Annotated in this window: 21 protein-coding genes; 7 read left to right on the top strand and 14 right to left on the bottom strand. The window is 61.0% G+C overall.

The annotated features are described in order from the left end of the window. Nucleotides 1-66: 66 nt before the first annotated feature. From hflX to dusB, 9 genes are all read right to left on the bottom strand, one after another. Nucleotides 67-1,338 (bottom strand): GTPase HflX, encoded by a 1,272-nt coding sequence (hflX, locus tag ACPF9B_RS05445; protein WP_424180362.1) that lies wholly within the window; start codon nucleotides 1,336-1,338, stop codon nucleotides 67-69. Nucleotides 1,339-1,343: 5 nt separating this feature from the next. After that, nucleotides 1,344-1,577 carry an RNA chaperone Hfq gene (gene hfq / locus ACPF9B_RS05440; protein ID WP_007204924.1) on the bottom strand — a complete coding sequence of 78 codons (234 nt, stop codon included), beginning with the start codon at nucleotides 1,575-1,577 and terminating at the stop codon, nucleotides 1,344-1,346. 126 nt (nucleotides 1,578-1,703) lie between these two features. Next, nucleotides 1,704-3,224, bottom strand: a complete 1,521-nt coding sequence (locus ACPF9B_RS05435; protein ID WP_424179773.1) for a TrkH family potassium uptake protein — start codon at nucleotides 3,222-3,224, stop codon at nucleotides 1,704-1,706. After that, on the bottom strand, nucleotides 3,224-4,600 hold the full coding sequence (trkA, locus tag ACPF9B_RS05430; RefSeq protein ID WP_007204926.1) for a Trk system potassium transporter TrkA: 1,377 nt from the start codon (nucleotides 4,598-4,600) through the stop codon (nucleotides 3,224-3,226). Before trkA ends, ACPF9B_RS05435 begins: the two co-directional genes overlap by 1 nt. Further along, entirely contained in the window at nucleotides 4,597-6,000 is a 1,404-nt protein-coding gene (locus ACPF9B_RS05425; protein WP_007204927.1) for a sigma-54-dependent transcriptional regulator, read from the bottom strand. The genes trkA and ACPF9B_RS05425 overlap by 4 nt, the downstream gene beginning before the upstream one ends. Before the next feature lie 7 nt (nucleotides 6,001-6,007). Continuing rightward, entirely contained in the window at nucleotides 6,008-8,236 is a 2,229-nt protein-coding gene (locus ACPF9B_RS05420; RefSeq protein ID WP_424180360.1) for an ATP-binding protein, read from the bottom strand. A gap of 123 nt (nucleotides 8,237-8,359) precedes the next feature. Then, on the bottom strand, nucleotides 8,360-9,733 hold the full coding sequence (locus ACPF9B_RS05415) for a response regulator (protein WP_213395012.1): 1,374 nt from the start codon (nucleotides 9,731-9,733) through the stop codon (nucleotides 8,360-8,362). Then, nucleotides 9,733-10,809, bottom strand: coding sequence for a two-component system sensor histidine kinase NtrB (locus ACPF9B_RS05410; protein ID WP_007204930.1), 1,077 nt, complete (start codon nucleotides 10,807-10,809; stop codon nucleotides 9,733-9,735). Before ACPF9B_RS05410 ends, ACPF9B_RS05415 begins: the two co-directional genes overlap by 1 nt. Further along, complete coding sequence (gene dusB, locus ACPF9B_RS05405) at nucleotides 10,806-11,807, bottom strand: tRNA dihydrouridine synthase DusB (protein WP_424179770.1); 1,002 nt, start codon at nucleotides 11,805-11,807, stop codon at nucleotides 10,806-10,808. The genes ACPF9B_RS05410 and dusB overlap by 4 nt, the downstream gene beginning before the upstream one ends. Before the next feature lie 184 nt (nucleotides 11,808-11,991). Between dusB and ACPF9B_RS05400 the strand changes: the two genes are divergently transcribed. From ACPF9B_RS05400 to ACPF9B_RS05390, 3 genes are read left to right on the top strand one after another with little or no spacing between them, the layout of a single operon-like run. Further along, entirely contained in the window at nucleotides 11,992-13,125 is a 1,134-nt protein-coding gene (locus ACPF9B_RS05400) for a bifunctional 2-C-methyl-D-erythritol 4-phosphate cytidylyltransferase/2-C-methyl-D-erythritol 2,4-cyclodiphosphate synthase (RefSeq protein ID WP_424179768.1), read from the top strand. Next, nucleotides 13,122-13,610, top strand: coding sequence for a phosphatidylglycerophosphatase A family protein (locus tag ACPF9B_RS05395; protein ID WP_424179766.1), 489 nt, complete (start codon nucleotides 13,122-13,124; stop codon nucleotides 13,608-13,610). The genes ACPF9B_RS05400 and ACPF9B_RS05395 overlap by 4 nt, the downstream gene beginning before the upstream one ends. Next, nucleotides 13,607-14,074: a CinA family protein gene (locus tag ACPF9B_RS05390; RefSeq protein ID WP_424179764.1), complete on the top strand. Its 468-nt coding sequence runs from the start codon at nucleotides 13,607-13,609 to the stop codon at nucleotides 14,072-14,074. The genes ACPF9B_RS05395 and ACPF9B_RS05390 overlap by 4 nt, the downstream gene beginning before the upstream one ends. Here ACPF9B_RS05390 and ACPF9B_RS05385 read toward each other — a convergent pair. Then, nucleotides 14,035-14,508 carry a type II toxin-antitoxin system RatA family toxin gene (locus ACPF9B_RS05385; protein WP_040483134.1) on the bottom strand — a complete coding sequence of 158 codons (474 nt, stop codon included), beginning with the start codon at nucleotides 14,506-14,508 and terminating at the stop codon, nucleotides 14,035-14,037. The two genes, ACPF9B_RS05390 and ACPF9B_RS05385, sit on opposite strands and share 40 nt — an antisense overlap. Nucleotides 14,509-14,643: 135 nt before the next feature. Between ACPF9B_RS05385 and hpt the strand changes: the two genes are divergently transcribed. After that, nucleotides 14,644-15,189 (top strand): hypoxanthine phosphoribosyltransferase, encoded by a 546-nt coding sequence (gene hpt, locus ACPF9B_RS05380; protein ID WP_007204937.1) that lies wholly within the window; start codon nucleotides 14,644-14,646, stop codon nucleotides 15,187-15,189. 105 nt (nucleotides 15,190-15,294) lie between these two features. On the opposite strand, the gene lipA is transcribed toward hpt, so the two are convergent. Both lipA and ACPF9B_RS05370 read right to left on the bottom strand, forming a co-directional pair. Then, on the bottom strand, nucleotides 15,295-16,254 hold the full coding sequence (gene lipA / locus ACPF9B_RS05375; RefSeq protein WP_424179761.1) for a lipoyl synthase: 960 nt from the start codon (nucleotides 16,252-16,254) through the stop codon (nucleotides 15,295-15,297). 102 nt (nucleotides 16,255-16,356) lie between these two features. After that, the gene (locus ACPF9B_RS05370) at nucleotides 16,357-17,493 is read right to left on the bottom strand and encodes a DUF6456 domain-containing protein (protein ID WP_424179759.1); all 1,137 of its coding nucleotides are present in this window, start codon (nucleotides 17,491-17,493) and stop codon (nucleotides 16,357-16,359) included. A gap of 218 nt (nucleotides 17,494-17,711) precedes the next feature. On the opposite strand from ACPF9B_RS05370, the gene ACPF9B_RS05365 reads away from it, so the two are divergent. Further along, a complete protein-coding gene (locus ACPF9B_RS05365; RefSeq protein WP_424179757.1) occupies nucleotides 17,712-18,050 on the top strand; it encodes a DUF6477 family protein in 339 nt (112 codons plus the stop codon). On the opposite strand, the gene ACPF9B_RS05360 is transcribed toward ACPF9B_RS05365, so the two are convergent. Continuing rightward, entirely contained in the window at nucleotides 18,005-19,555 is a 1,551-nt protein-coding gene (locus ACPF9B_RS05360; RefSeq protein ID WP_424179755.1) for a trimethylamine methyltransferase family protein, read from the bottom strand. The two genes, ACPF9B_RS05365 and ACPF9B_RS05360, sit on opposite strands and share 46 nt — an antisense overlap. Before the next feature lie 150 nt (nucleotides 19,556-19,705). Here ACPF9B_RS05360 and guaA point away from each other — a divergent pair, with 150 nt between their 5' ends. Further along, the gene (guaA, locus tag ACPF9B_RS05355) at nucleotides 19,706-21,265 is read left to right on the top strand and encodes a glutamine-hydrolyzing GMP synthase (protein ID WP_007204942.1); all 1,560 of its coding nucleotides are present in this window, start codon (nucleotides 19,706-19,708) and stop codon (nucleotides 21,263-21,265) included. 442 nt (nucleotides 21,266-21,707) lie between these two features. Here guaA and nusG read toward each other — a convergent pair whose 3' ends face one another. After that, complete coding sequence (gene nusG / locus ACPF9B_RS05350; RefSeq protein WP_424179753.1) at nucleotides 21,708-22,160, bottom strand: transcription termination/antitermination protein NusG; 453 nt, start codon at nucleotides 22,158-22,160, stop codon at nucleotides 21,708-21,710. A gap of 162 nt (nucleotides 22,161-22,322) precedes the next feature. Here nusG and ACPF9B_RS05345 point away from each other — a divergent pair, with 162 nt between their 5' ends. After that, on the top strand, nucleotides 22,323-22,844 hold the full coding sequence (locus ACPF9B_RS05345; protein WP_424179751.1) for a hypothetical protein: 522 nt from the start codon (nucleotides 22,323-22,325) through the stop codon (nucleotides 22,842-22,844). Nucleotides 22,845-22,941 lie beyond the last annotated feature (97 nt).

Raw genomic sequence — 22,941 nt, 5'->3', positions numbered from 1 at the left:
ACTTTTATGCCTCCGGCGGGGATTGCGGTGAATTGTGAAACAATTCACCGCGCTCGGAAGATGCGGTTACAGGCGGCTAAAACGCTCTTGCTGCAGGGCTGTCCACACAACGGTCATGCAATAGCCCTCGTCCGTCTGCTGGTCGTCCGTAACGATACCCGCCTCGAACAACCACGCGCGTTTGCGCCCTTCGGCGAAGCTCAGGGTCAGAACCGCTTCTGAGCGCGGGTCTTTGAGTTTTTCGGGGATCGCGGCCAGAAGGGCGGCCATGCCTTCGCCGGTCAGCGCCGAGACCGCGAAAAGATCTTCGGTGCGCGCGGCCTGATTGACGCGGCCTTCATAGGCTTCGCCTTGCAGCAGATCGACCTTGTTCCAGACTTCGATCAGCGGGGCGTTTTCGGCAACGCCCAGTTTGTGCAGGATCGCCATCACATCGCGCGCTTGTTCTTCGGTCTGGTCATGGCTGATGTCACGGATATGCAGGATCAGATCGGCGTCCAGCACTTCCTCCAATGTCGCGCGGAAAGCGGCGACCAGTTCGGTCGGCAAGTCCGAAATGAAACCCACCGTGTCGGACATGATCACCTCGTCGCCCGTGGGCAGCGTGATCTTGCGCATCGTCGGGTCAAGGGTGGCGAACAGCATGTCCTTGGCCAGCACATCGGCACCGGTCAGCATATTGAACAACGTCGATTTGCCCGCGTTGGTATAGCCCACCAGCGCCACGATCGGGAACGGCACCTTGGCGCGGGACGCGCGGTGCAGCGCGCGGGTTTTGCCTACCTTTTCCAGCTGGCGGCGCAGGCGCACCAACTGGTCGTCGATGGCGCGCCTGTCCGCCTCGATCTGGGTTTCGCCCGGACCACCGACGAAACCAAGCCCGCCACGCTGGCGTTCAAGGTGGGTCCATGCCCGCACCAGCCGGGTGCGCTGATAGGACAGGGCCGCCATTTCGACCTGCAACACACCTTCGGAGGTGCGGGCGCGGTCGCTGAAGATTTCAAGGATCAGACCGGTCCGGTCCAGCAATTTGACCCCCCAGGCTTTTTCCAGATTGCGTTGCTGCACGGGTGTCACAGACCCATCGACCAGCACCAGTTCAACCTCTGCCTCGGCAAAGATGATGCGCAATTCTTCGATCTTGCCTTTGCCGAACAATTTGCCCGCATGCAATTTGGGCAGCCGCACGATATCGGCCCCGAGCACGTCAAGGTCGGGCAAGGCTGCGGCCAGCGCCACGGCCTCGGCCAGCGCAGGCACGGGGGCACGGCGGCTGTGGTCGGATTTCAATTCAGGGTGCAGCACCCAGGCCCGCGTGACGGGCTTGTCGTGTTCCAGCAAAGCTATTCTTCGCCTTCATAAAGGCTGATCGGCTGCGCCGGCATGATCGTGGAAATCGCGCTTTTATAAACAAGCTGCGATTGCCCGTCGCGGCGCAGTAACACGCAAAAGCTGTCGAACCAGGTGATGACCCCCTGCAATTTGACACCATTCACCAGAAAGATCGTGACCGGCACCTTGGTCTTGCGGACATGGTTCAGAAATGCATCTTGCAGATTTGCTTTATCGGCGGCCATGACGACATCCTTTTCTTTATTCTTTTTTTTGGTCTTTTGGCCGTGATCCGGCCTTCCGGTCTGGGGTCCAGTATGTCGTGCCAATCGCCGAGTTTCCAGCCCCAAAAATGCAAAGCCCCCCCACGGCTAGCGTTGCCAGATTTCGGGGTTGAACAGCGCGATGATCGCCAAAGTTTCCAACCGGCCCAGCACCATCGCCCCGGCGAGGATTATTTTGGCGGCCTCGGGCAGGTCGGCATAGAAAATCGGGGTTTCGGCGGCGACCACGGCCAGCGGGCCGGTCGTGGACAAGGCGGCGACGGTCAGAACCATCGCCGTTTCAAACGGCACGCCGGTCAGCGACAACAACACCATGACCGCCGCGATGCTGATCGCAAAAAGCATGAAGAAGACCCAGGAAATATAGGCCCCCTGCCGGCGGATGCGCCGTGCGTCACGCCCGCCGCCGCCCACCGATGACGGTAACAACAGCCGTTCCTGTTCGCGTTCCAGATGCCGGAACAGCGCATAGATCCGCAACAATTTTACCCCGCCCGCCGTCGTCGCCACCCCGCCGCCGATCAGCGCCAGCCCGATCAGAACCAGCCCCGGCGTGGACAGGCGCGACCAATCTGTCGCAGCACCCCAGAATTGCGATTCAAATCCTGTGGTGGTCAGAAACGACGTGACCGTGAACAGCGTCCCCCAAAGGGCGGTCAACACGTCGCGCGGGCTGAAGGGGGCCTGTGCTTCGGTGGTCCCGACAAAATGCCGCAGAAACAGCGCCACTGTCGCAAGGCCGATCAGCACCAGCGCCGTGGTGAATTCGGGATCGCGCCAAAGCCGCTGGTTGCGTTCGCCCGACAGGCCGCGCGAAAAGGTCAGCCGCGACAGGGCAAAGACGAAAAAGCCAAAGATCAGGACTTCGCCCAGAAACCCCGAGGCCGCGAAATAAAGCCCGCCAATCGGCGTGATCCCCGATGTGGACAGCACCGCCATCGCATGGGCCAGCGCGATATAGGGGCGTTCGCCCAGCATGACCAACCCGATCCACAAAACGGCGGTCAGCCCCGCATAGACCGGCGTCAGCGCCATCGTATAGCGCACCAGCCGTTCGGACGGGTCAGCCACCCCGCCGATCTGGGTAAAACTGCCCGTGGCACCGCGTCCGACAGCGGCGGTGGCGCGGACCTCAAACCCGCCAAGGTTCATCGGGGCAAAGATCGACACTGCCGTGATCCAGACCAAAAGCCCCCCGAGCCAGCCCACGGTGGAGCGCCACAGATGCTGCGACGGCGTCAGATCAGCGCCACCTGCATAAACCGTCGCCCCCGTGGTGGTGAAACTTGACACCATTTCGAACCAGGCATCCAGAAAACTGGTGTTGCCCACCGCCTCGTAGAACGGGACCGCAAACATCAGCGGCAACACCGAAAAGGCGGCCAGCAAACCGATCAACTGGCTGCGGGCGATATTGGCAGGTACATAGCCCGACATCGTCAGCGCGATCAGCAGGGTCAGCACCGAGAACAGCACGAACCCGTAGAAAAACACCCGCATCGTGGCGAAATCCTCGACCACGGCGCCATGCGCGGCGGGCAGCAGCATCGCGATGGCGCCCAAACCCATCAGCACCACAAAGAACGGAAGGCGCGTGATCCACTGCATCAGAAAAAGTCGATACTGACCTGCAACAGCCGTTCCACTTCGGGGACATCGGCGGTCATGGCAAAGATGGCGATCACATCGCCTTCTTCGATGCGGGTGTCGGCGGTCGGGCGGATCACTTTGCCTTCTTTCATCATGCCGCCGATCAGCGTGCCTTCGGGGAAATCAATATCCTTGATCTTTTGGCCCGCGATGGGCGAGGTGCTCAGAACCTGCGCCTCGATCACCTCGGCCTCGGCGTCGCCAATGGAATAGACGTTGCGCACCCGGCCATGGCGGATATGGCGCAGGATCGAACTGACCGTGGTGGCGCGCGGGTTGATATAGGCGTCGATATCCAGCGGCCCCATCAGCGGCACCAGCGTGGGGTCATTGACCAGACAGATCGCCATGGCACAGCCCATTTCCTTGGCCCGAACAGCGGCCAGCAGGTTGGTCTTGTCGTCATCGGTGACCACGAGCACGGCATCGGCATTCATGATCCCCGCCTCATCCAGCAGCGCAGTGTCCAGCCCGTCGCCATGCAGCACGATGGTGCGGTCCAGCGCATCGGCGGCGCGTTCGGCGGCGGCGCGGTCTTTCTCGATCACCTTCACGCGGATTCTTTCGGTGCGCGCCTCCAGCGCCAGTGCCACCCCAAGGCCGACATTGCCGCCGCCAATGATGACGATGCGCTCTTGTTTCGACTGCGTCTTGCCAAAGATTTCCAGCGTGCGGTTCAAATCCTCGGTATGGGTGAACAGATAACAATCGTCGCCCGCGAAAATCTGGTCCTCGGCGGATGGCACGAACAGCGTACCTTCGCGCCGGATGCCGACGACGATGGCGCGCAGCGTCGAAAACAGATCGGTCAATTGCCGCAGCGGCGTGTTGATGACGGGGCAATCATCGGCAATGGTGATCCCCAACAATTGCGCGCGCCCGTCAAGGAAGCTTTCGGTATCGAATGCGGCGGGGGCAGCCAGACGCTGCAACGCGGCTTCGGCCACTTCGCGTTCGGGCGAGATCACGACATCAATGGGCAGATGGTCCTTGCGGTACAGATCACCATAAGCAGGGTCTAGATAGGTTTGCGCCCGCAGGCGCGCGATTTTGCGCTGCACAGCGAAAACCGAATGGGCGACCTGACAGGTCACCATGTTCACCTCGTCCGAATAGGTGGCGGCGATCACCATATCGGCATCGCGCGCGCCTGCCCGTTCCAGCACGTCAGGATGGCTGGCAAAGCCGGTCACGCCTTGGACATCCAGCGTGTCGGTGGCGCGGCGCACCAGTTCGGGGTTATTATCGACAACAGTAACGTCGTTTTTCTCGCCCGACAGATGGCGCGCAATTTGCCAACCAACCTGCCCCGCGCCGCAAATGATAACTTTCATCCCACGTCACCGTCGATATAGGCGACACGCCCGCCCGATTTCGATGTCGTCACCACGCCTAGCGATTTCAGCTTGCGGTGCAGCGCCGAGCGTTCCATCCCGACAAAAGACGCCGTGCGGCTGATATTGCCGCCAAACCGGTTGATCTGGGTCAGCAGATATTCGCGTTCGAACAATTCGCGCGCCTCGCGCAATGGCAACGTGGCAAGCCCGCCCGCCAGCACGATCCGGCCTGAATCGTCGGTGTTATCTTCGGTTGCGGGCAGTTCACGGGCGGATATGTCACCGCGACTTTCACCAAGGATCAAAGCACGTTCTATCACGTTCTTTAACTGTCGTACGTTGCCCGGCCAATGCATCGTCTGCAACAAGGCGCGCGCATCATCGGCCAATCTGCGTAACGGCAGGCCCTGAACGGTGTTGAACAATGTAATGAAATGGTCGGCCAGCACCGGAATATCCTCGCGCCGTTCTTCGAGTGAGGGAACAGCAATTGGCACGACATTCAGCCGGTGGAACAATTCCTCTCGGAACACACCCGCCAAAATCGCCGCAGAAAGATCGCGGTTGGTGCTGGAAATCACACGCAGATCGACCTGCACCTTGTCATTGCCACCGACCCGCTGGAACCGCTGATCCACCAGCACCCGCAGGATTTTCGATTGCGTCCCAAGCGGCATATCGGCCACTTCGTCAAAATAGATCACGCCGCCGTTGGCTTCTTCGAGCAGACCAGGTTCCACACCGCGGCCTGCACCTTCGCGGCCGAATAGCACCTCTTCCATGCGGTCGGGCGCGATGGTGGCGGAACTGACAGTCACGAAAGGCGCATTGGCGCGTGCAGAATTGGCATGGATATAGCGCGCGGCGATTTCCTTGCCCGCACCCGCAGGGCCGGTCAGCATCACGCGCCCGTTCGATTTTGTCACCTTGTCGAGCTGCGATTTCAGCATCCGGAACGCGGCACTTTCGCCAATCATTTCCGCCTGTGCAATCTCGCCGCGTTTGAGTTCGCTGTTTTCACGGCGCAGGCGGGATGTTTCCATCGCGCGGCGGATCACGACCAGCAACTGGTCGATATTGAAGGGCTTTTCGATGAAATCATAGGCGCCCTGCTTGATCGCTGCGACCGCGATTTCGATATTGCCATGGCCTGAAATGATGACAATCGGCACTTCGGGGTGGTCGCGTTTCACCGTCTTGAGGATGTCGATCCCGTCCATATTGCTGTCTTTGAGCCAGATATCGAGGATCATCAGCGCCGGCACCTCTGCCGCGATCTGCGCCATGCATTCGTCCGATGTGCCCGCCAGCCGCGTGCTGAACCCTTCGTCGCGCAGGATGTCGGAAATCAGCTCCCGGATATCGCGTTCGTCATCTGTGATCAGGATATCGCCCATATCGTCCTCATGCTGGTATTCTTGCGTTTTCGTGTTGTGCCTGCACCGCAGGCAGATGGATCACCGCCGCCGCCCCCGCGTGCGTATTGCCCGCAAAGATATCGGCATCGGTCAGGGTAAGTGTGCCACCGTGTTCTTCGATGATCTTTTTGACAATAGAAAGGCCAAGGCCGGTCCCTTTGTCGCGCGTCGTGACATAGGGTTCGAACAGGCGCGCGCGGTCTTCGGGCAGGCCGATACCATTGTCTGCAATCGTGATGCTGACGCGGTTGCCGTCTTGCTGCATCGTTATCCTGATTTGTGGCGCGTAACCTTCGGACCCGTGTTTTTCGATATAGGTTTCCGTGGCTTCGCCAGCGTTCTTGATCAGGTTCAGCAAGGCCTGCGAAATCATTGTCGCATCCATATCGGCCAGAATGGCAACATCCGGCAGATCGCCGGTGATCTTGACTTGTGGCTGGCCTGCGCGTTGCAACATGATGGCATCAGCCACCACCTTGGTCAGATCATTCAGCACCAGCACGGGTTCAGGCATCCGCGCGAATTTGGAAAACTCATCAACAATGCGGCGCAAGTCATTGGTTTGGCGCACGATCACATCCGTCATCTGATCCAGCGCCTCTGCATCGTCACCAACCTGCGCGCGGAATTTACGCTTGATCCGTTCCGCCGACAGCTGGATCGGGGTGAGCGGGTTCTTGATCTCATGCGCGATGCGGCGCGCGACATCACCCCAGGCGGCCATGCGCTGCGCACTGACCAGATCGGTCACATCGTCAAAGGCCACAACGTAGCCTTCCAATGCGCCACCATCGGTGCGACGCGGCGACATGCGCACCAGCAGGCTTTCTTGCTGGCCTTTGCGGATCAGGTTGATCTGGTCCTGCACAGACTCGTGGCCCGATTGGCGGACTTGTTCGAACAGGGCCGCAAATTCCGGCACGGCGACCGACAGCGAATGATCGGCGCTATCGTCATTTACCGACAAAAGCCTGCGCGCCGACGGGTTTACAAAGGCAACACGCCCATCCGCATCCAGCCCCACAACCCCCGATGTCACCGAACTCAACACGGAATCAAACAGCCGCCTGCGCCGTTCGGAGATGCGGTTACTGTTCAACAACGCCTCGCGCTGGCCTTTCAACTGGCCGGTCATCTGGTTGAAATAATGGCCCAATTGCGAAATCTCGTCGTCGCCTTCATCTTCGATCACGCGCACGTCCAGATCGCCGGACCCGACGCGCTGCGACGCCGATACCAGCCGCCCCACTGGGCGCGACAACCGTTCGGCAAACCACAGCCCGCCCCAGATCGCGCCAAGGATCAGGATCAGTGCAAAACCAAGATACAATAGCCCGAACTGAAACAGCATCCGGCCCTGATCAGAGGCAAGCTGTTCATATTGCTGCACCGTTTCGGTGGTTTCATCCAGCAAGGCCAGCACGTTGCCATCCACATCGCGGGTGACATACAAAAACCGGTCGGGAAAGGTTTCCAGCGGGATCAATGCGCGGAATTCGTTGTTTTCGGGGTCTTCGAAGATCACCAGCTGTTCATCGCGCGCGCGGGTGAAATCATCGGCAGCGGGCCGTTCATAATCAAATTCATAAGACCCGACCGCCCGCGCCGCGATCACGCCTGCACTGTCGATGACAAACGCCTCGCTCAGCCCGCGGTCGATCTGGCCCTGCACCTCGCCCAAGGCCAGCCGCAGATCGCCGTCATCCATGAACAGATCGCGCTGGCGTTCGCGGTTCAGATAGGCGGCCAGCCCCTGCGCATCGCGGGTCAGATCCTGTATATGTTCTTCCTCATAGGCCTGCGCGGTGGTCAGCGAGGTGCGCAGCACATTGCCCACAGGTTCCGAAAACAATCCGTCGAGAGCGACCGACAGCAACAACACCGAAAATACCGCGACCAGCACCGTGGGGATCAGCGCGAAAACGGCAAACACGCTGGTCAGCCGCAGATGCAGCCGCGATCCGGCGGATTTCGCGCGCCGGGCCGCGATCATCCGCGCCACCAGCCGCATCACCAGCGCCATGACAATCAGGATAAAAACCAGGTCGATCAGCAGCATGACCTGCAAAGTGCGCGATGACGTGCCCTGCCCCAGCGGCCCGACCACCCAATAGGTCAGGCCCGCCAGCACCGGCGCGCAAAACAGCAGCGACAGTGTCAGGGCATTTTGCACATGACGCTGCCGAAACCAGCGGACCAGTCGGGTGAAATCCATTCGCAGAAGGGTACGCTGCACGCGTGCCGCCTTGTGATTAAGGCGGGGTCGCCCCCGCATGACCGCCTTTGCCGTGCTCATCCCGCCCTGCTGACGCAGGAACGCCACGGTTCTGTTGCGGTTTTACATCAATTTGCGGCGGCGTGTCACGCGGATATCCAGATCCGTGATCTTCTTTCGCAATGTATTGCGGTTGATCCCCAAAAGATCGGCGCATTTCGCCTGATTACCGCCAGTGGCATCCAGCGCGATTTCGATCAGCGGGCCTTCGACCTCTTTCAAAATACGGTTGTACAGGCCGGGCGGCGGCAGCACCCCGCCATGCAGGTCGAAATACCGGCGCAGGTGCTTGCCCACGCTGGCCGACAGTTTTTCGCCCTCGCCACCAGAGCGTAAAGGTTCGATCGCGGGCTGGTTGCCCAGCACCATTTCCACCTCGGCGCGCGAAATCTCGTCCTCGGCGGCGGTGAACACCAGCCGGCGCACGGCGTTTTCCAGCTGGCGGACATTGCCGGGCCAGCTATAGGCGCGGACCATGTCGATGGCGGCCTGCCCGAACCGGCGCGCAGGCGCGCCTTCGCGTTCGGCACGCGCCAGAAAATGATCGGCCAACAGCGGAATGTCATCGACCCTTTCGCGCAAGGATGGCACGGCGACGGTGACACCGCCCAGCCGATAGAACAGGTCTTCGCGAAAAGAGCCGTCTTCCATGCGGATCATCAGGTCATTTTGCGATGTGGCCATGATCCGCGGCGCGTTTTCGCCCAAAGTATCCAGCATCCGCACGATGCGCGCCTGATCGGCATCGGTCAGGTCGCTGACCTCGTCAAACAGGATCGTGCCACCGCGCGCGCGCGACAGGATCGTGGATGGCCCGTCCATCCCGTCCAGATCGGCGGGGGCCACGACGATGAACGGCAGGCTGCGCCGGTCGGAAAAATCATGCACCGCGCGCGCGATCAGCGATTTGCCCGTCCCGCTTTCGCCGGTGATCAGCACCGGCAGCTGGGTATTCATCACCCGCGCCACCAAGCGGTACAGCGCCTGCATCACCCCCGTGCGCCCGACCAGCGGCAGATCGCCGCCCTGTTCGGTTGCATTCAGGTCCGGCGCGCGCGAAATTCCGGCACGGCGTTTGGTTTCCAGCGCACGCGCGGCACGTTTCATCAGATCGGGCAGATCGAAAGGTTTGGGCAGGTAATCATAGGCGTCAGCCTCGGCCGCCTGAATCGCGGTCATGATCGTATTCTGCGCCGAAATCACGATCACCGGCAGACCGGGGCGCAGGGCGGCGATTTTGGGCAATTGTTCCAAGCCGTTGCCATCAGGCATGATGACATCGGAAATCACCAGATCGCCTTTGCCTTCTTCGACCCAGCGCATCAGCGTCACCAGCGATGACGTGGCATGGACCTTGCAGCCCGCCCGCGTCAGGGCCTGGGTCAAGACGGTGCGGATCGTGCGGTCGTCATCGGCAACCAGAATTGTCCCGTCCATCAATCTTCTCCTGTTTCAGTCTCTTTGGGCGCCAGTGGCAGCGAGATGCGAAAACAGGTGCGCCCCGGCACCGAATCCACCGTGATCCAGCCGCCACCGTCGCCGATCAGTTTCGACACCAGCGCCAGCCCCAGGCCGGTGCCGTTTTCCTTGCCCGATATAAAAGGTTCGAACACATCCGCCGCGATGGCAGGCGGCAGGCCGGGGCCATCGTCGATAATCTCGATCTGCAGGGGCAGCCGGGATTGGGTGCCGTCATTGCGCCGCACCCGCAGGGATGTGTCGTAAAACGTATGTAGCCGGATCGCGCCGCCGTCCCTGTTGGCCTCGGCTGCGTTTTTCAAAAGGTTCAGAAACACCTGCAACAGCTGATCCGCATCGGCCATGGTGCGCGGCAGGGATGGATCGTAATCCTCGATATACAGCATATGCGCGCCAAAACCCACGGATGCAGACTGGCGCGCGCGGTCCAGCACATCGTGGATGTTCACAGGCTTGAGCAGCGGCGGGCGCAGATTGCCGAATTGTTCCACCTGTTCGAGCAGTTTGACGATCCGGCGGCTTTCCTCGACGATCAGGTCGGTCAATTCGCGGTCTTCGGTGGTCAGCCCCATCGACAAAAGCTGTGCCGCGCCGGTGATCCCCGCCAGCGGGTTCTTGATTTCATGCGCCAGCATTTCGGCCATGCCGATCGCCGATTTCGCGGCCTTGGCAGAGGAATGGTTCTGCGTCACACGGCTGGCAATCTCGCGCGGGCTGATCATCACGATCATCAGGTCGTCAGAGCCTTGCAGCGGCGCGAATTGCAGGTTGCACATCATCGGCGGGTTTTCACCGCTGCCGACATCGACATCATTCACGAACAGCGACGTGCGATTGGCCCGCGCGCGGGCAAAAGGTGCCTCTAGCGGGGCGTCGATCATCACCTTTTCCCAGATCCGCTGGCCGATCAGCGACCGTGTGGACAGGTTCAGGAAACTTTCCGCCGCAGGATTGCTCAGGATGATGATGTCATCGCCGTCCAGCAGCAAGGCAGGCACCGGCAGCGACGACCAAAGGGCTGTGTCCTGAATCATGCCGCCACCCGCATCGCCAAGGCATCGGCCAGATCGCGCAGCACCGCATCGGGTGTGTGATGCGTCAGGATCGCCTTGCGCAGACCGGCGGGTGTGCCAGCTTCATCCATATACCAGCCCAGATGTTTGCGCGCGACACGCCGCCCCAGATCCAGCCCGTAGAACGACAGCATCGCGCTGTAATGCGCGCCAACCATGTCGATAAAGTCCGCCCCTTGCGGGATCACGGGCATCTTGGTGCCATGCAGCCGTGCTGCGACCTGTGCCAGCACCCAAGGCCGCCCCTGCGCGCCCCGCCCGATCATCACGCCGTCTGCGCCGGACAATGCCAGCGCCTGTTTCGCAGCCTCCGGCCCGGTGATATCACCATTGGCGATGACGGGGATGCTGACAGCCTGCTTGATTTCGCGGATGGCGCGCCAATCGGCGGCCCCTTTGTAAAACTGGCAACGCGTGCGCCCGTGGATCGTGACCAGCCTGATACCCGCATCCTGCGCGCGCCGCGCCACATCGGCAGCGTTCAGGCAATCATGGTCCCAGCCCAGCCGCGTTTTCAGCGTCACAGGCAGCTTGACCGCGTTCACCACAGCCTCGATCAACCGCAGCGCATGGTCAGGGTCGCGCAGCAGCGCAGACCCGGAATAGCCGTTGGTGACCTTTTTCGCCGGACAGCCCATGTTGATGTCGATCATCGCGGCGCCATTGGCCTCGATCATGCGGGCGGCCTCTGCCATCCAATACGCCTCGCGTCCGGCGATCTGGACGGCGGTGCCTTGCTGGTCATAACCAAGCTCTGCCCTTTCGCGCACGCCGGGTTTGGCCTGCACCATTTCCTGACTGGCGACCATTTCACTGACAACCCAGCCCACGCCGAAAGACGCCACCAATTGCCGGAACGGCAGATCGGTGATCCCCGCCAGTGGCGCAAGAGCGACGGGCGGTTGCAGCCTGACATTGTCAAGAATGATGGCGGTTGTTTCAGTCAAAAGATACGACATCTGCCTAAAGGGTGAGCGTTGCTGCTGAAGTAAGCCGAATAGCACCACATCACAACGTCAGAAGCATACGATTATCCCTGAATAAAAGCATATGCCTAAAAATTAGTCAAAGCGCCTGTCAAAGAGACGAATTGCGCCGCAGCGCGCAGCGCCTTACACCAAGTCAAACAATCGCAGGATCGTCATGACCACCACCGCCATCATCGTCGCCGCAGGCCGCGGCACCCGCGCCGGCGGGGATATTCCCAAGCAATGGCAAGACCTTGGCGGGCGCAGTATCGCGGCACTGGCGATGCAGCCCTTTGCAGACCACCCGCGCGTGGCGCATTTGGTGCTGGTATTGCATCCCGATGATCTGGCGACCGATCTGTGGCGTGACACGCCCACGGCAAGTGTCGTGGCAGGCGGGGCCACGCGCAAGGCCAGCGTCATGGCGGGCCTCGCGGCCGTGCCGGACACAACGACCCGCGTGCTGATTCATGATGCCGCGCGCCCGCTGGTGTCAGCGCAGATCATTGACCGCGTGCTGACAGCGCTCGACAGCCACCAAGGGGCCGCCCCTGCGGTGGCGGTGACCGACACGCTGTGGCACGGGGCGGATGGGGTGGTGACAGGGGTGCAACCACGCGACGGGCTTTACCGCGCGCAGACGCCACAGGGGTTTCACCTTGCGCCCCTGCTGGCCGCGCATCTGGCACAAGAGGATGACGCCACCGATGATGTGGGCGTCGCCCGCGCGGCGGGGCTGGACGTGGCCATCGTCGCGGGCGATGAGACCAACATCAAGATCACGACGCCGGGCGATTTTGCCCGCGCGGCACGGCTAATGGGGCAGGATATGGATATCAGATGTGGCAATGGCTATGACGTGCATCGCTTTGGGCCGGGCGATCATGTCTGGCTTTGCGGGGTCAAGGTGCCGCACGGGCGGTCCTTGCAAGGCCATTCGGACGCCGATGTGGGCATGCATGCCGTGACGGATGCGATCTATGGCGCGCTGGGCATGGGCGATATCGGCCAGCATTTCCCCCCCTCGGACCCACAATGGAAAGGGGCAGAAAGCCAGATTTTCCTGCGCCATGCCGTAGGTCTCGCGCGCGACCACGGCTATCGGGTCAGCAATGTCGATTGCACGCTTGTCTGCGAATATCCCAAGATCGGCCCGCACCAGGGGGCGATGAAAGCTGCATTGGCCGCGATCATGGGGCTGGCGGCGGACCGGATCAGCGTCAAGGCCACGACATCCGAACGCCTCGGGTTCACAGGCCGCGAAGAAGGTATCGCATCGCTGGCAACCGTGACATTGGTGAAACCATGACCCGTTTGATCGCCACGTTCTTTTATGTGGGCCACCTGCGCCCGGCCCCCGGCACTTGGGGCTCGCTCGCCGCGCTACCCGTGGCTTGGGCCTTGGTGATGCTTGCAGGCCCTTGGGCGCTGGTCGCAGGAATCGTGCTGGCTTATGGGCTTGGCCATTGGGCGACGGGCGTACAAACCGCAGGCAAGGCCGATCACGACCCCTCCGAGATCGTGATCGACGAGGTTTCAGGCCAGTGGATCGCCCTGCTGCCCGTGGTCTTTGGTGCGGCGGCGCGCGATGCCGACTTGCTCGCGCTTTGGCCCGGCTGGGTCGCGGCGTTTGTGCTGTTCCGGCTGTTCGACATCACCAAATGGGGCCCCATCGGCTGGGCCGACCGGATGCATGGCCCCACCGGCGTCATGCTGGACGATGTGATCGCGGGTGCTTTTGCCGCAATCGGTGTCGTGGCGCTTGCCGCCTTGTTTCATCTGGTGCTGCTATGAGCGCTGCGGCGATCCTGCAAGCCGCGCGCGTGCGCGGTATCCTGATCGCCACCGCCGAAAGCTGCACAGGCGGGATGGTCAGTGCCGCGCTGACCGATGTGGCAGGCAGTTCTGCTGTGTTCGAGCGGGGATTCGTGACCTATACCAATGCCGCCAAGATGCAGATGCTGGGCGTGCGTGCCGCAACGCTGGAGGCGCATGGCGCCGTGTCCGAACAGGTGGCGGCAGAAATGGCGCAAGGGGCGCTGACATATTCGGCAGCAACGCTTGCGGTGTCAATCACCGGCATCGCAGGCCCCGGCGGGTCAGAGCATAAACCCGAAGGGCGCGTCTGTTTCGCAATCGCCACGCCGGATCGCTGCACCACGCAGACAATAGAATTTGGTGCCTTGGGCCGCGCGCAGGTGCGCCAAGCCGCCCGCGATCACGCGCTGGGGGCGTTGTTGGCGGCACTCACGCCATAAAGCTCCTGCGCGCGGCGTTCAAAGGCACGCACGATCCGCTGCATCGCCTCGTTGAAAAACATGCCTGCAGCCCCCTGCAACAGCCGGTTGCGGAACTCGAAATCGACAAAGAACGACACTTCGCAGCCGCCCTCTACATCGCGGAAATTCCACTGGCTTTCCATGTGCTTGAACGGGCCGTCCAGATAGGCGGTGTCGATCCGCTTGGTGGCAGGCCACAGCGTGACCTTGGAGCCGAATGTTTCGCGAAACACTTTGAACGAAATCACCAGATCGGCCAGCATCACCAGATGGTCGCCGTGATCCTTGGTGTCGCGGATGCGCGCGGCGGCCGTCCACGGCAGAAACTTTGGATAATGCGCAACATCGCCCACAAGAGCGTACATCTGGTCGGCGGAAAACGGCAAAACGCGCGTTTCGGAATGTTGTGGCATGGTCTGGCCCCTCTCGTGCGCGATGTCGGCCAAAACGCCGCCGGTTTCAAGGGCTTTGGACCATAAAGCCACCGTATGGATTGTCGCAGCCTGCATTTTGCGGCACAAGGCGCAGGTCACAAACCGGAGACAAAGATGCCCGCCGACCATCCCCCCTATGTCATCGACCAGATGATCAGCGCCAAATCCATTGCCGCAAGGATCGAAAGCCTTGCCCGCGAGATCGGGACCGAATTTGCCGGCACCGACAAGCTGGTCGTGGTGGGATTGTTGCGGGGGTCTTTTGTGTTCATCGCCGATCTGGTGCGCGAACTGGACCTGCCGGTCGAGGTCGATTTTCTGGAAGCCTCGTCTTATGGCGACGGCATGGACAGCAGCCGCGAGGTCCGCATTCTCAAGGACCTGCGCGGCCAGATCGAAGGGCGCGATGTGCTGGTGGTCGAGGATATCGTCGATACCGGCCATACGCTGGCGCATGTCACCAAGTTTCTTGTGTCGCGCAATCCCGCGCGGCTGCGCACGATCGCCTTGCTGGACAAACCGGCGCGCCGCGAGGTCGATTTCAAGGCCGATTGGATCGGCTTCGAAATTCCCGACGAATTCGTCGTGGGCTATGGCATCGATTACGGCCAGCGCAACCGCAACCTGCCCTATATCGGCAAGGTCCGGTTCACGCAGTAAGCCGCACCACTCTGCACCTGCCCCGGACCTGATCTGGGGCCTGCCCCGGACTTGATCCGGGGCCTCGCGCTATTGAGTATTTTTGGAAATAAGAAGTTGCAGGCGTCAACCGCGCCCGAGCTTTTTATTGCGCGCATCACGCAGGCGGGCGAAATCGTCACCTGCGTGATAGGATGATCGCGTCAGCGGTGTGGCCGATACCATCAGGAATCCCTTGCCATAAGCGGCTTTTTCATAGCCTGCAAATTCCTCGGGCGTGACGAAACGGTCAACGCGGTGGTGTTTTGGTGTGGGTTGCAGATACTGGCCGATGGTCAGAAAATCGATATCGGCGGCGCGCATGTCATCCATCACCTGCATGACGGATTGTTTATCCTCGCCCAAGCCGACCATGATGCCAGATTTGGTGAACATCGACGGGTCCAGTTCCTTGACCCGCTGCAGCAGGCGCAGGGAATGGAAATAGCGCGCGCCGGGCCGCACCTCGGGGTAGAGGCCGGGGATTGTTTCAAGGTTGTGGTTGAACACATCGGGGCGTGCGGCGACGACGGTTTCCAGCACGGATGGATCGCAGCGGATGAAATCGGGGGTCAGGATTTCAATCGTCGTGACGGGCGATTGGCGGCGGATCGCGCGGATCGTCTGGGCGAAATGTTCGGCCCCGCCATCGGCGATATCATCACGGTCCACCGAGGTGATGACCACATGGTTCAGCCCCAGTTTCTTGACCGCATCGGCCACGCGGCCCGGTTCAAAGACATCCAGCGCCTCGGGCGGTTTGCCGGTGGCAATGTTGCAAAAGGTACAGGCGCGGGTGCAAACTTCGCCCATTATCATCATGGTGGCATGGCCTTGGGACCAGCATTCGCCGACATTCGGGCAACCTGCCTCTTCGCAAACGGTCACCAGTTTATGTTCACGCATAATGTCGCGGGTGGTTTTATAGCCTTCGGAGGTCGGGGCCTTGACCCTGATCCAATCGGGTTTCTTGGGTTGCGGCGCATCCGCGCGGCGCTGTTTTTCCGGATGACGCTGGGCCGGAATCTTCAGATCGCGTGGGGACATGTTTTCGCTCCGGTAAGATATGTCTTACAGCTAGCCCTGCGCGCGTGATTTGTCCAATGCCAACGATGGCCCGCATGGCGGACCTGTGCGCGGCGCATGGGATCAGCCGATCAACGGGCCATAGCGTCCCTGGGTCTGCGCATAATGCCGCGCCAGCCGGTCCAATGCGATGCGCAGCACGATCTTGCCCGACCGCGCCGACCAGCCCATGGTCTTTTCGGTCTGTTCCAGACCTTCGAGCAGGCAGCAGCAGCGCAGCACCACATCGCCCAGACCGGGGCCAAGATCGGCCAGCGCGGCGCGCACCCTGTCATAGGCGGCCTTGGCTGCAGGTGCTGCATCTGCGCGCAATGCCGGGACCTGCCCGATTGCGGCCTGATCCCAGCGTGTTGCATCGCCAGTGGCCAGCTGTGCAAGTTCAAAATCCTCGCGCAGCCGTTCGCCGGTGGTGACCAGATCGCGCGACAAGAACAGCGCGCCATCGCGGTCGCGCCGCCGGGCCAGCCCGATCAATGGGCTTTCGGTGACGTGATAGCGGATCGGGCCACGGTGATCGTGATCCAGAGTGACGATGTCCCAGCCCGTATCATCCGCCGCTGAGCTGGGTTTGTCGCCAAACCCACCGGCGCGGTTTTCGTCCTGCGCCGTGAACCGTCGCAGCGCCGCACGGCCGGTCGCGGTGATGAAATAGCGCGCAACCCGCGCATCAGGGTCAGTGCAGGCGATCCAGTCTTTCAACGCCATGGCTTGGGCGATTTCGCGGTCCACACTGGTGGTGCGCAGCTGGTCGCCGGCCTGACCCTGCCGCACCACCACAGCTGTCGGCATGTCGCGCGCCGCCGCCAGCACCGCCCCCGGTTCGCACAACCGGCGCAGAATGCGCCGCGCCTCTTGGTCGATGCGGGCTTGTGTCAGGGGTGCGGTCTGGTCGGGCGCCGTCTGGTCGGGCGCGGGCAGATAGGCATCGCGGGTCATTGGTCCGGTTCCTTTCGACGGGTGGCGGGGTACGGCGCTGGCTTGCGCCGACAGTGATTTCAACGCACCATCAATCAGCAGGTCATCACGGCGGATTTCCAGCTTGCGGACCTGGCGCAGCACCGTGGAAGGGTGACAATCCTGCGCCCGCGCAAGGGCGCGGATCGACATGCCGTCCTCTGTATGCACCAGATAATTGCGGACCGCCTCTGGCACCCAGGCGGGGTAAGTATCGGACCGTTCTGGCCCCGGCCGTACCGTCATTTTCCTGTTCCTTTCCTGTCCGCATCCGTTCAGGCCAAGCCCGCGACTCAACCTAAAGAGTATAAAGACCAATGTGCCAACGCAGCTTTGCGTCCGTCAATCATTGTTACGAAAGGATAAATAAATCTGAGGGCAGCGTTCTTAACTTTTGATGAATAGGCAACGCCCGCGCAGGTTGTGCCATGCTGTCCCCAGACGTTTTATTGAAAGGCCTGCCCATGCTTGATGTCATGACCCTGATCCGCAATCTGCGCCGCCCAACCCTGCTTGCGAGGGCTGCGCGTTTCGGCGCGGATGACTATCGCCGCGACGCGGTGCTGCCGCGTTTATTGAAAACCGAAAAGGTACCACGGCCTGCGGCAGCGTTGATCGCATTGCTGGACCTCGAAGCCGCGACCGAGGCCAAAAGACGCGCAAAAGCGGGCGATTATTCGCCCGCCCGCCATGTCGAATTGCTGATCGCCATCACCGGCGAGGCGCGGATGCTGACAGCGACCGCACCCCGTGCGGTTCAGGCAAAAGCGTCAGGCATGGACGCCTTTTTTTCCGCCACATAGGCGCGCAGGCGCGCCTCGATCTCGGGATCAAGGGGGGGCTGCTGATAGGTGTCGATCAGTTTCTTGACCCGCACACTGGCCAGGGCGACCGTGTCACGCGCGCCTTCTTCGTCCCAGGTCTCGAAGGGTTTGTAATCGAACAGGTCCGACCGCCAGAACGCCGCCTTGAAATTCGATTGCGTATGTTCGCAGCCCAGAAAATGCCCGCCGGGGCCAACCTCGGCCAAGGCATCCATGGCCTGCCCGTTTTCAGACATATCCACGCCGCGCGCGAAATGGTGCAAGGTGCCCAATTGGTCGGCGTCCATCACGAATTTTTCAAAACTGGCGACCAGCCCGCCTTCGAGCCAGCCGCAGGCATGCAGCATGAAATTCACACCCGACAGCAGCCCCATGTTCAGGCTATGCGCGGTTTCATAGGCGGCCTGCGCATCGGGCAGTTTCGATCCGCAGAACGACCCTGCCGATCGGTAAGGCAGCCCCATACGCCGCGCCAATTGCCCCGCGCCATAAGTGATCTGGCTGGCCTCTGGCGTGCCAAAGGTCGGCGCGCCGGAGTTCATGTCGATGGAGGCGACGAACGTACCAAACACCACCGGCGCACCGGGGCGCACCAATTGGGAATAGGCGACACCCGCCATCACCTCGGCCAGCACCTGCGTCAGCGTGCCAGCGACAGATACAGGCGCCATCGCGCCGCCGACGATGAAGGGGCTGATGATGCTGGCTTGATTATGGCGCGCGAAAACTTCCAGCGCGCCCATCATCACGGAATCAAAGGTCAGCGGCGAGTTGATATTGATCAGCGATGTCATCACCGTGTTGTCACGCACAAAATCGGCACCAAACAGGATTTCGCACATCTCGATACTGTCTTGCGCCCGGCTGGGTTCGGTCACGGACCCCATGAAGGGTTTGTCGCTCAGCACCATATGCGCCAGCAGCATGTCCAGATGCCGCTTGTTCACAGGAATATCTGTCGGTTCGCACACGGTGCCGCCCGAATGATGCAGCCATTTGGACATATAGCCCAGTTTCACGAATTTTTCGAAATCGGCCATTGTCGCATAACGCCGCCCACCTTCGGCGTCGCGCACAAAGGGGGGGCCGTAAACCGGCGCCAGCACCAGGTTCTTGCCGCCGACCACGACATTGCGGTCAGGGTTGCGCGCATGCTGGACATATTCGGAGGGCGCGGTGGCACACAGCTTGCGCGCCAGCCCGCGCGGGATGCGCACACGTTCGCCATCGATTTCGGCCCCTGCGGCCCGCCACAAGTCGAGCGCGGCAGGGTTATCGACGAAATTCACACCGATTTCGGCCAGCACGGTTTCGGCATTCGCCTCGATCACCTGCAGGGCCTCTTCGGTCAGGACCTCGTAATTGGGGATATTGCGTTCGATGTATTTTGCGGTCTCGACGCTGACCGCCGTGCGTTCGGCCCGCCGCGCGGCCCCGCCGCCACCGCGCGCGCGACGTGGTGAAATGACTGATGCATCCGACATGGCGATTCCTCTATGGGCAAAGTTCGGGTCTTTCTAGCGCCACCGCTGCCCCAGCCCTGCCGTATTTACGCCCCTTCAGACGCGAAAACGACATCTGCGCTGCGCGTCTTGCTCTTGCACAGGGGCGCGACTGGCTTTACCGACTGCGGCATGGAAAACAGCACATATGAACGCTTGCTGATCATTGATTTCGGCAGCCAGGTGACACAATTGATCGCGCGGCGTCTGCGCGAGCTGAATGTCTATTGCGAAATTCACCCGTTCAACAAGGTAACGGATGCATTTCTGACCGAATTCGCGCCCAAGGCGGTGATCTTTTCAGGCGGGCCGGCGTCGGTTTTCGCCGATGGTGCGCCGATGCCGCCGCAATCGGTGTTCGATCTCGGCGTGCCGATTTTGGGCATCTGCTATGGCCAGCAGGTGATGATGCATGTGCTGGGCGGCAAGGTCGAGCGTGGCCACGGCACCGCCGAATTCGGCCGCGCCTTTGTGACGCCAGTGGAAAAGCTAGACCTGCTGGACGGCTGGTTCTTGACCGAGCGTGAACAGGTCTGGATGAGCCATGGCGACCATGTCTCTGCCATCGCGCCCGGTTTTGCCGTTTACGGCACATCGCCCAATGCACCATTCGCGATCACGGCCGATGTGAAGCGGCATTTCTATGCCGTGCAATTCCACCCCGAGGTGCATCACACCCCGAACGGCGCGCGGCTTTATGAAAATTTCGTGCGCATTGCGGGTTTTTCCGGCGATTGGACGATGAGCGCTTACCGCGAACAGGCCATCGCCGCGATCCGCGAACAGGTGGGCGACAAGCAGGTGATCTGCGGGTTGTCGGGGGGCGTTGATTCCTCTGTCGCCGCCGTGCTGATCCACGAGGCGATCGGCGACCAGCTGACCTGCGTTTTCGTTGATCACGGGCTTTTGCGGCAAGGCGAGGCCGAAGAGGTCGTCACCATGTTCCGCGACCATTACCAGATGCCGCTGATCCATGCCGATGAAAAGGAACTGTTCCTTGGCAAGCTGGATGGTGTCAGCGACCCCGAAACCAAGCGCAAGATCATCGGCGGGTTGTTCATCGACGTATTCCAGAAATACGCCAATGGCATCGAAGGGGCGGAATTTCTTGCTCAAGGCACGCTTTATCCCGATGTGATCGAATCGGTGTCGTTTTCAGGTGGCCCGTCTGTGACGATCAAAAGCCACCACAACGTCGGCGGCCTGCCTGAAAAGATGGGGTTGAAACTGGTCGAACCCCTGCGCGAATTGTTCAAGGATGAAGTGCGCGCGCTTGGCGCCGAACTTGGCCTGCCGCCCAGCTTCATCGGGCGCCACCCCTTCCCTGGCCCCGGCCTTGCCATCCGCTGCCCGGGCGAGATTACCCGCGAAAAGCTGGACATCCTGCGCAAGGCCGATGCGGTGTTCATCGACCAGATCCGCAAACACGGGCTGTATGATGATATCTGGCAGGCCTTCGTCGCGATCCTGCCGGTGCGCACGGTGGGCGTGATGGGCGACGGGCGCACCTATGATTTTGCCTGTGCGCTGCGCGCGGTCACATCGGTGGACGGGATGACGGCCGATTATTACCCTTTCACCCATGATTTTCTGGGCGAAACCGCCACACGGATCATCAACGAGGTGCAGGGCATCAACCGCGTGACCTATGACATCACATCCAAACCCCCCGGCACGATCGAGTGGGAGTAAACACAAAACGCCGCCCCTGATCCGGGCGGCGTTTTTGTTTCGTTGCAGCTTGAGAAGATGTGGCACCCGATGGGATTGAAACCAGTGCCTTCGGCCTTACGGGGCGGGTGTATCAACCCCTGAGAGCCGCGCGCATGAACCGCGATGCATCATTTCGGTTTATGGATGTCTTTACTTTCTTCGCTCATCCTTGGGCCGAACGTTTCAATCGCAGATCTGTTCTTTGTTGAACCGGCGCCCTAGGCGACTGGCATGTCCAAGTTTCCAAAAAGCACGATCAATGCCCTCAGACACCACAAGATATAGCTTTGGCATGGTACCACGCCGGGACGGGCGGGCAAACTGGCCATGAATGTCAGTGAACAAAGGTTATGCGCGTAACTGTCCAGTGACCGCTGAAAGACGCAAGCGCGACGAACGCAGGCCGTTGATCGCTGGGCACTTATCCGGCTTCGCGCTTGAGGCTTCTTGCATCCACGGCGACGCGTGTGGCGCGGCCCATCAGATCAATCAATAAATACACCCGCTCTGCTGCGGGCGTCGCCTCGACCTGGGCCACAAAATCGGCGAACGGGCCATCGAGGATCTTGACCCGGTCGCCCTGATCAAACTGCGACGCGGGCGTGATGTCGGGGGGCGCGAACCGTATCCGCAATGCTGCGATCAGCTCGGCAGGGACGATGGCAGGCCCCTGCCCCAGCGTAACAAGCTTGGTGATGCCCCGCGTGCTGTTGACGGCCCTGATGCCGCCCAACGCAGGGCTTTGCTGCACGAAGACATAGCCGGGGAAAGCCGGCACATCGCGCGTGACGAATTTGGCGCCACGGCGTTCCGTGCGCTGCTCTGTCGGCGCGAAATGCGCGATCGACTGCCGCTCCAGATTTCGCAATGCCATCAGAAGTCCATTTGGCCGCAATTGCGCAAGGTGCCAATTTGATGTGTCGTCTTGGTATGTCACGGATGGGCTTTCTTATTCGTGCAAGTGACCTGCACTAACCTGTAAGTATCCAAATGAAACTTATACCGTGAGGCGCACCCCGACAATGGCCGATGCGCATTGTACGGTAAACAGGCGCGCGGCGGCAAAAACTTGCGCCAGCTCAGGCTTCATACGCAGCAGACTCGAAAAATCACGTTGATCCTGAAAACCCGCTTTGTGAAAAGCGTCGTCGATCACCCTCTAATAACGCAACGTTTCGGTGTTTTTGGGGTCGTGCCGGTAAATCGGTTTTTGCCCTTTGGTGTCCAATGGCACTGGGTCAAATTCGGCTCCTCGCCACGCCGCGAGCGTTGTTTCATTTGCTGCCGCACGCAGCCCTCAAGCACGGCAATTTGGCGCGGCGCGTCTTATTTTCGCCATGACCCCGACGACACGCGATCATGGAGCCAGGATGTCGCGCTCCGCGATCACATCTGCACCGCGGAAACCTTGCAGCTTGGCGTCGTGAGCCTGCACCTCTCACGTATTCAGCGGGTGCAACGCCCCTCAAATGCCACGCGTCGTTTTGGCTGTGGTGATCCGACGCGTGCAAAATTCAAAAGAAAGAAAATCCCACACGGTGTTTCGCCTGCGGCCTGATGGTAGATATTCGCAAAAGGATGATTGATGCGCAGCCTGACAATCTGTCGGGCCTCAGAAACAGGGCCATGGTGTCATTGGGCGCGGACGTGCTTGC

It is taken from the genome of Yoonia sp. TsM2_T14_4, assembly GCF_049602355.1.
GTDB classification, from domain to species: Bacteria; Pseudomonadota; Alphaproteobacteria; order Rhodobacterales; family Rhodobacteraceae; genus Yoonia; species Yoonia vestfoldensis_A.
The sequence above is the reverse complement of the archived record's forward strand: the minus strand, read 5'-3'. Positions and strand labels throughout refer to the sequence as shown.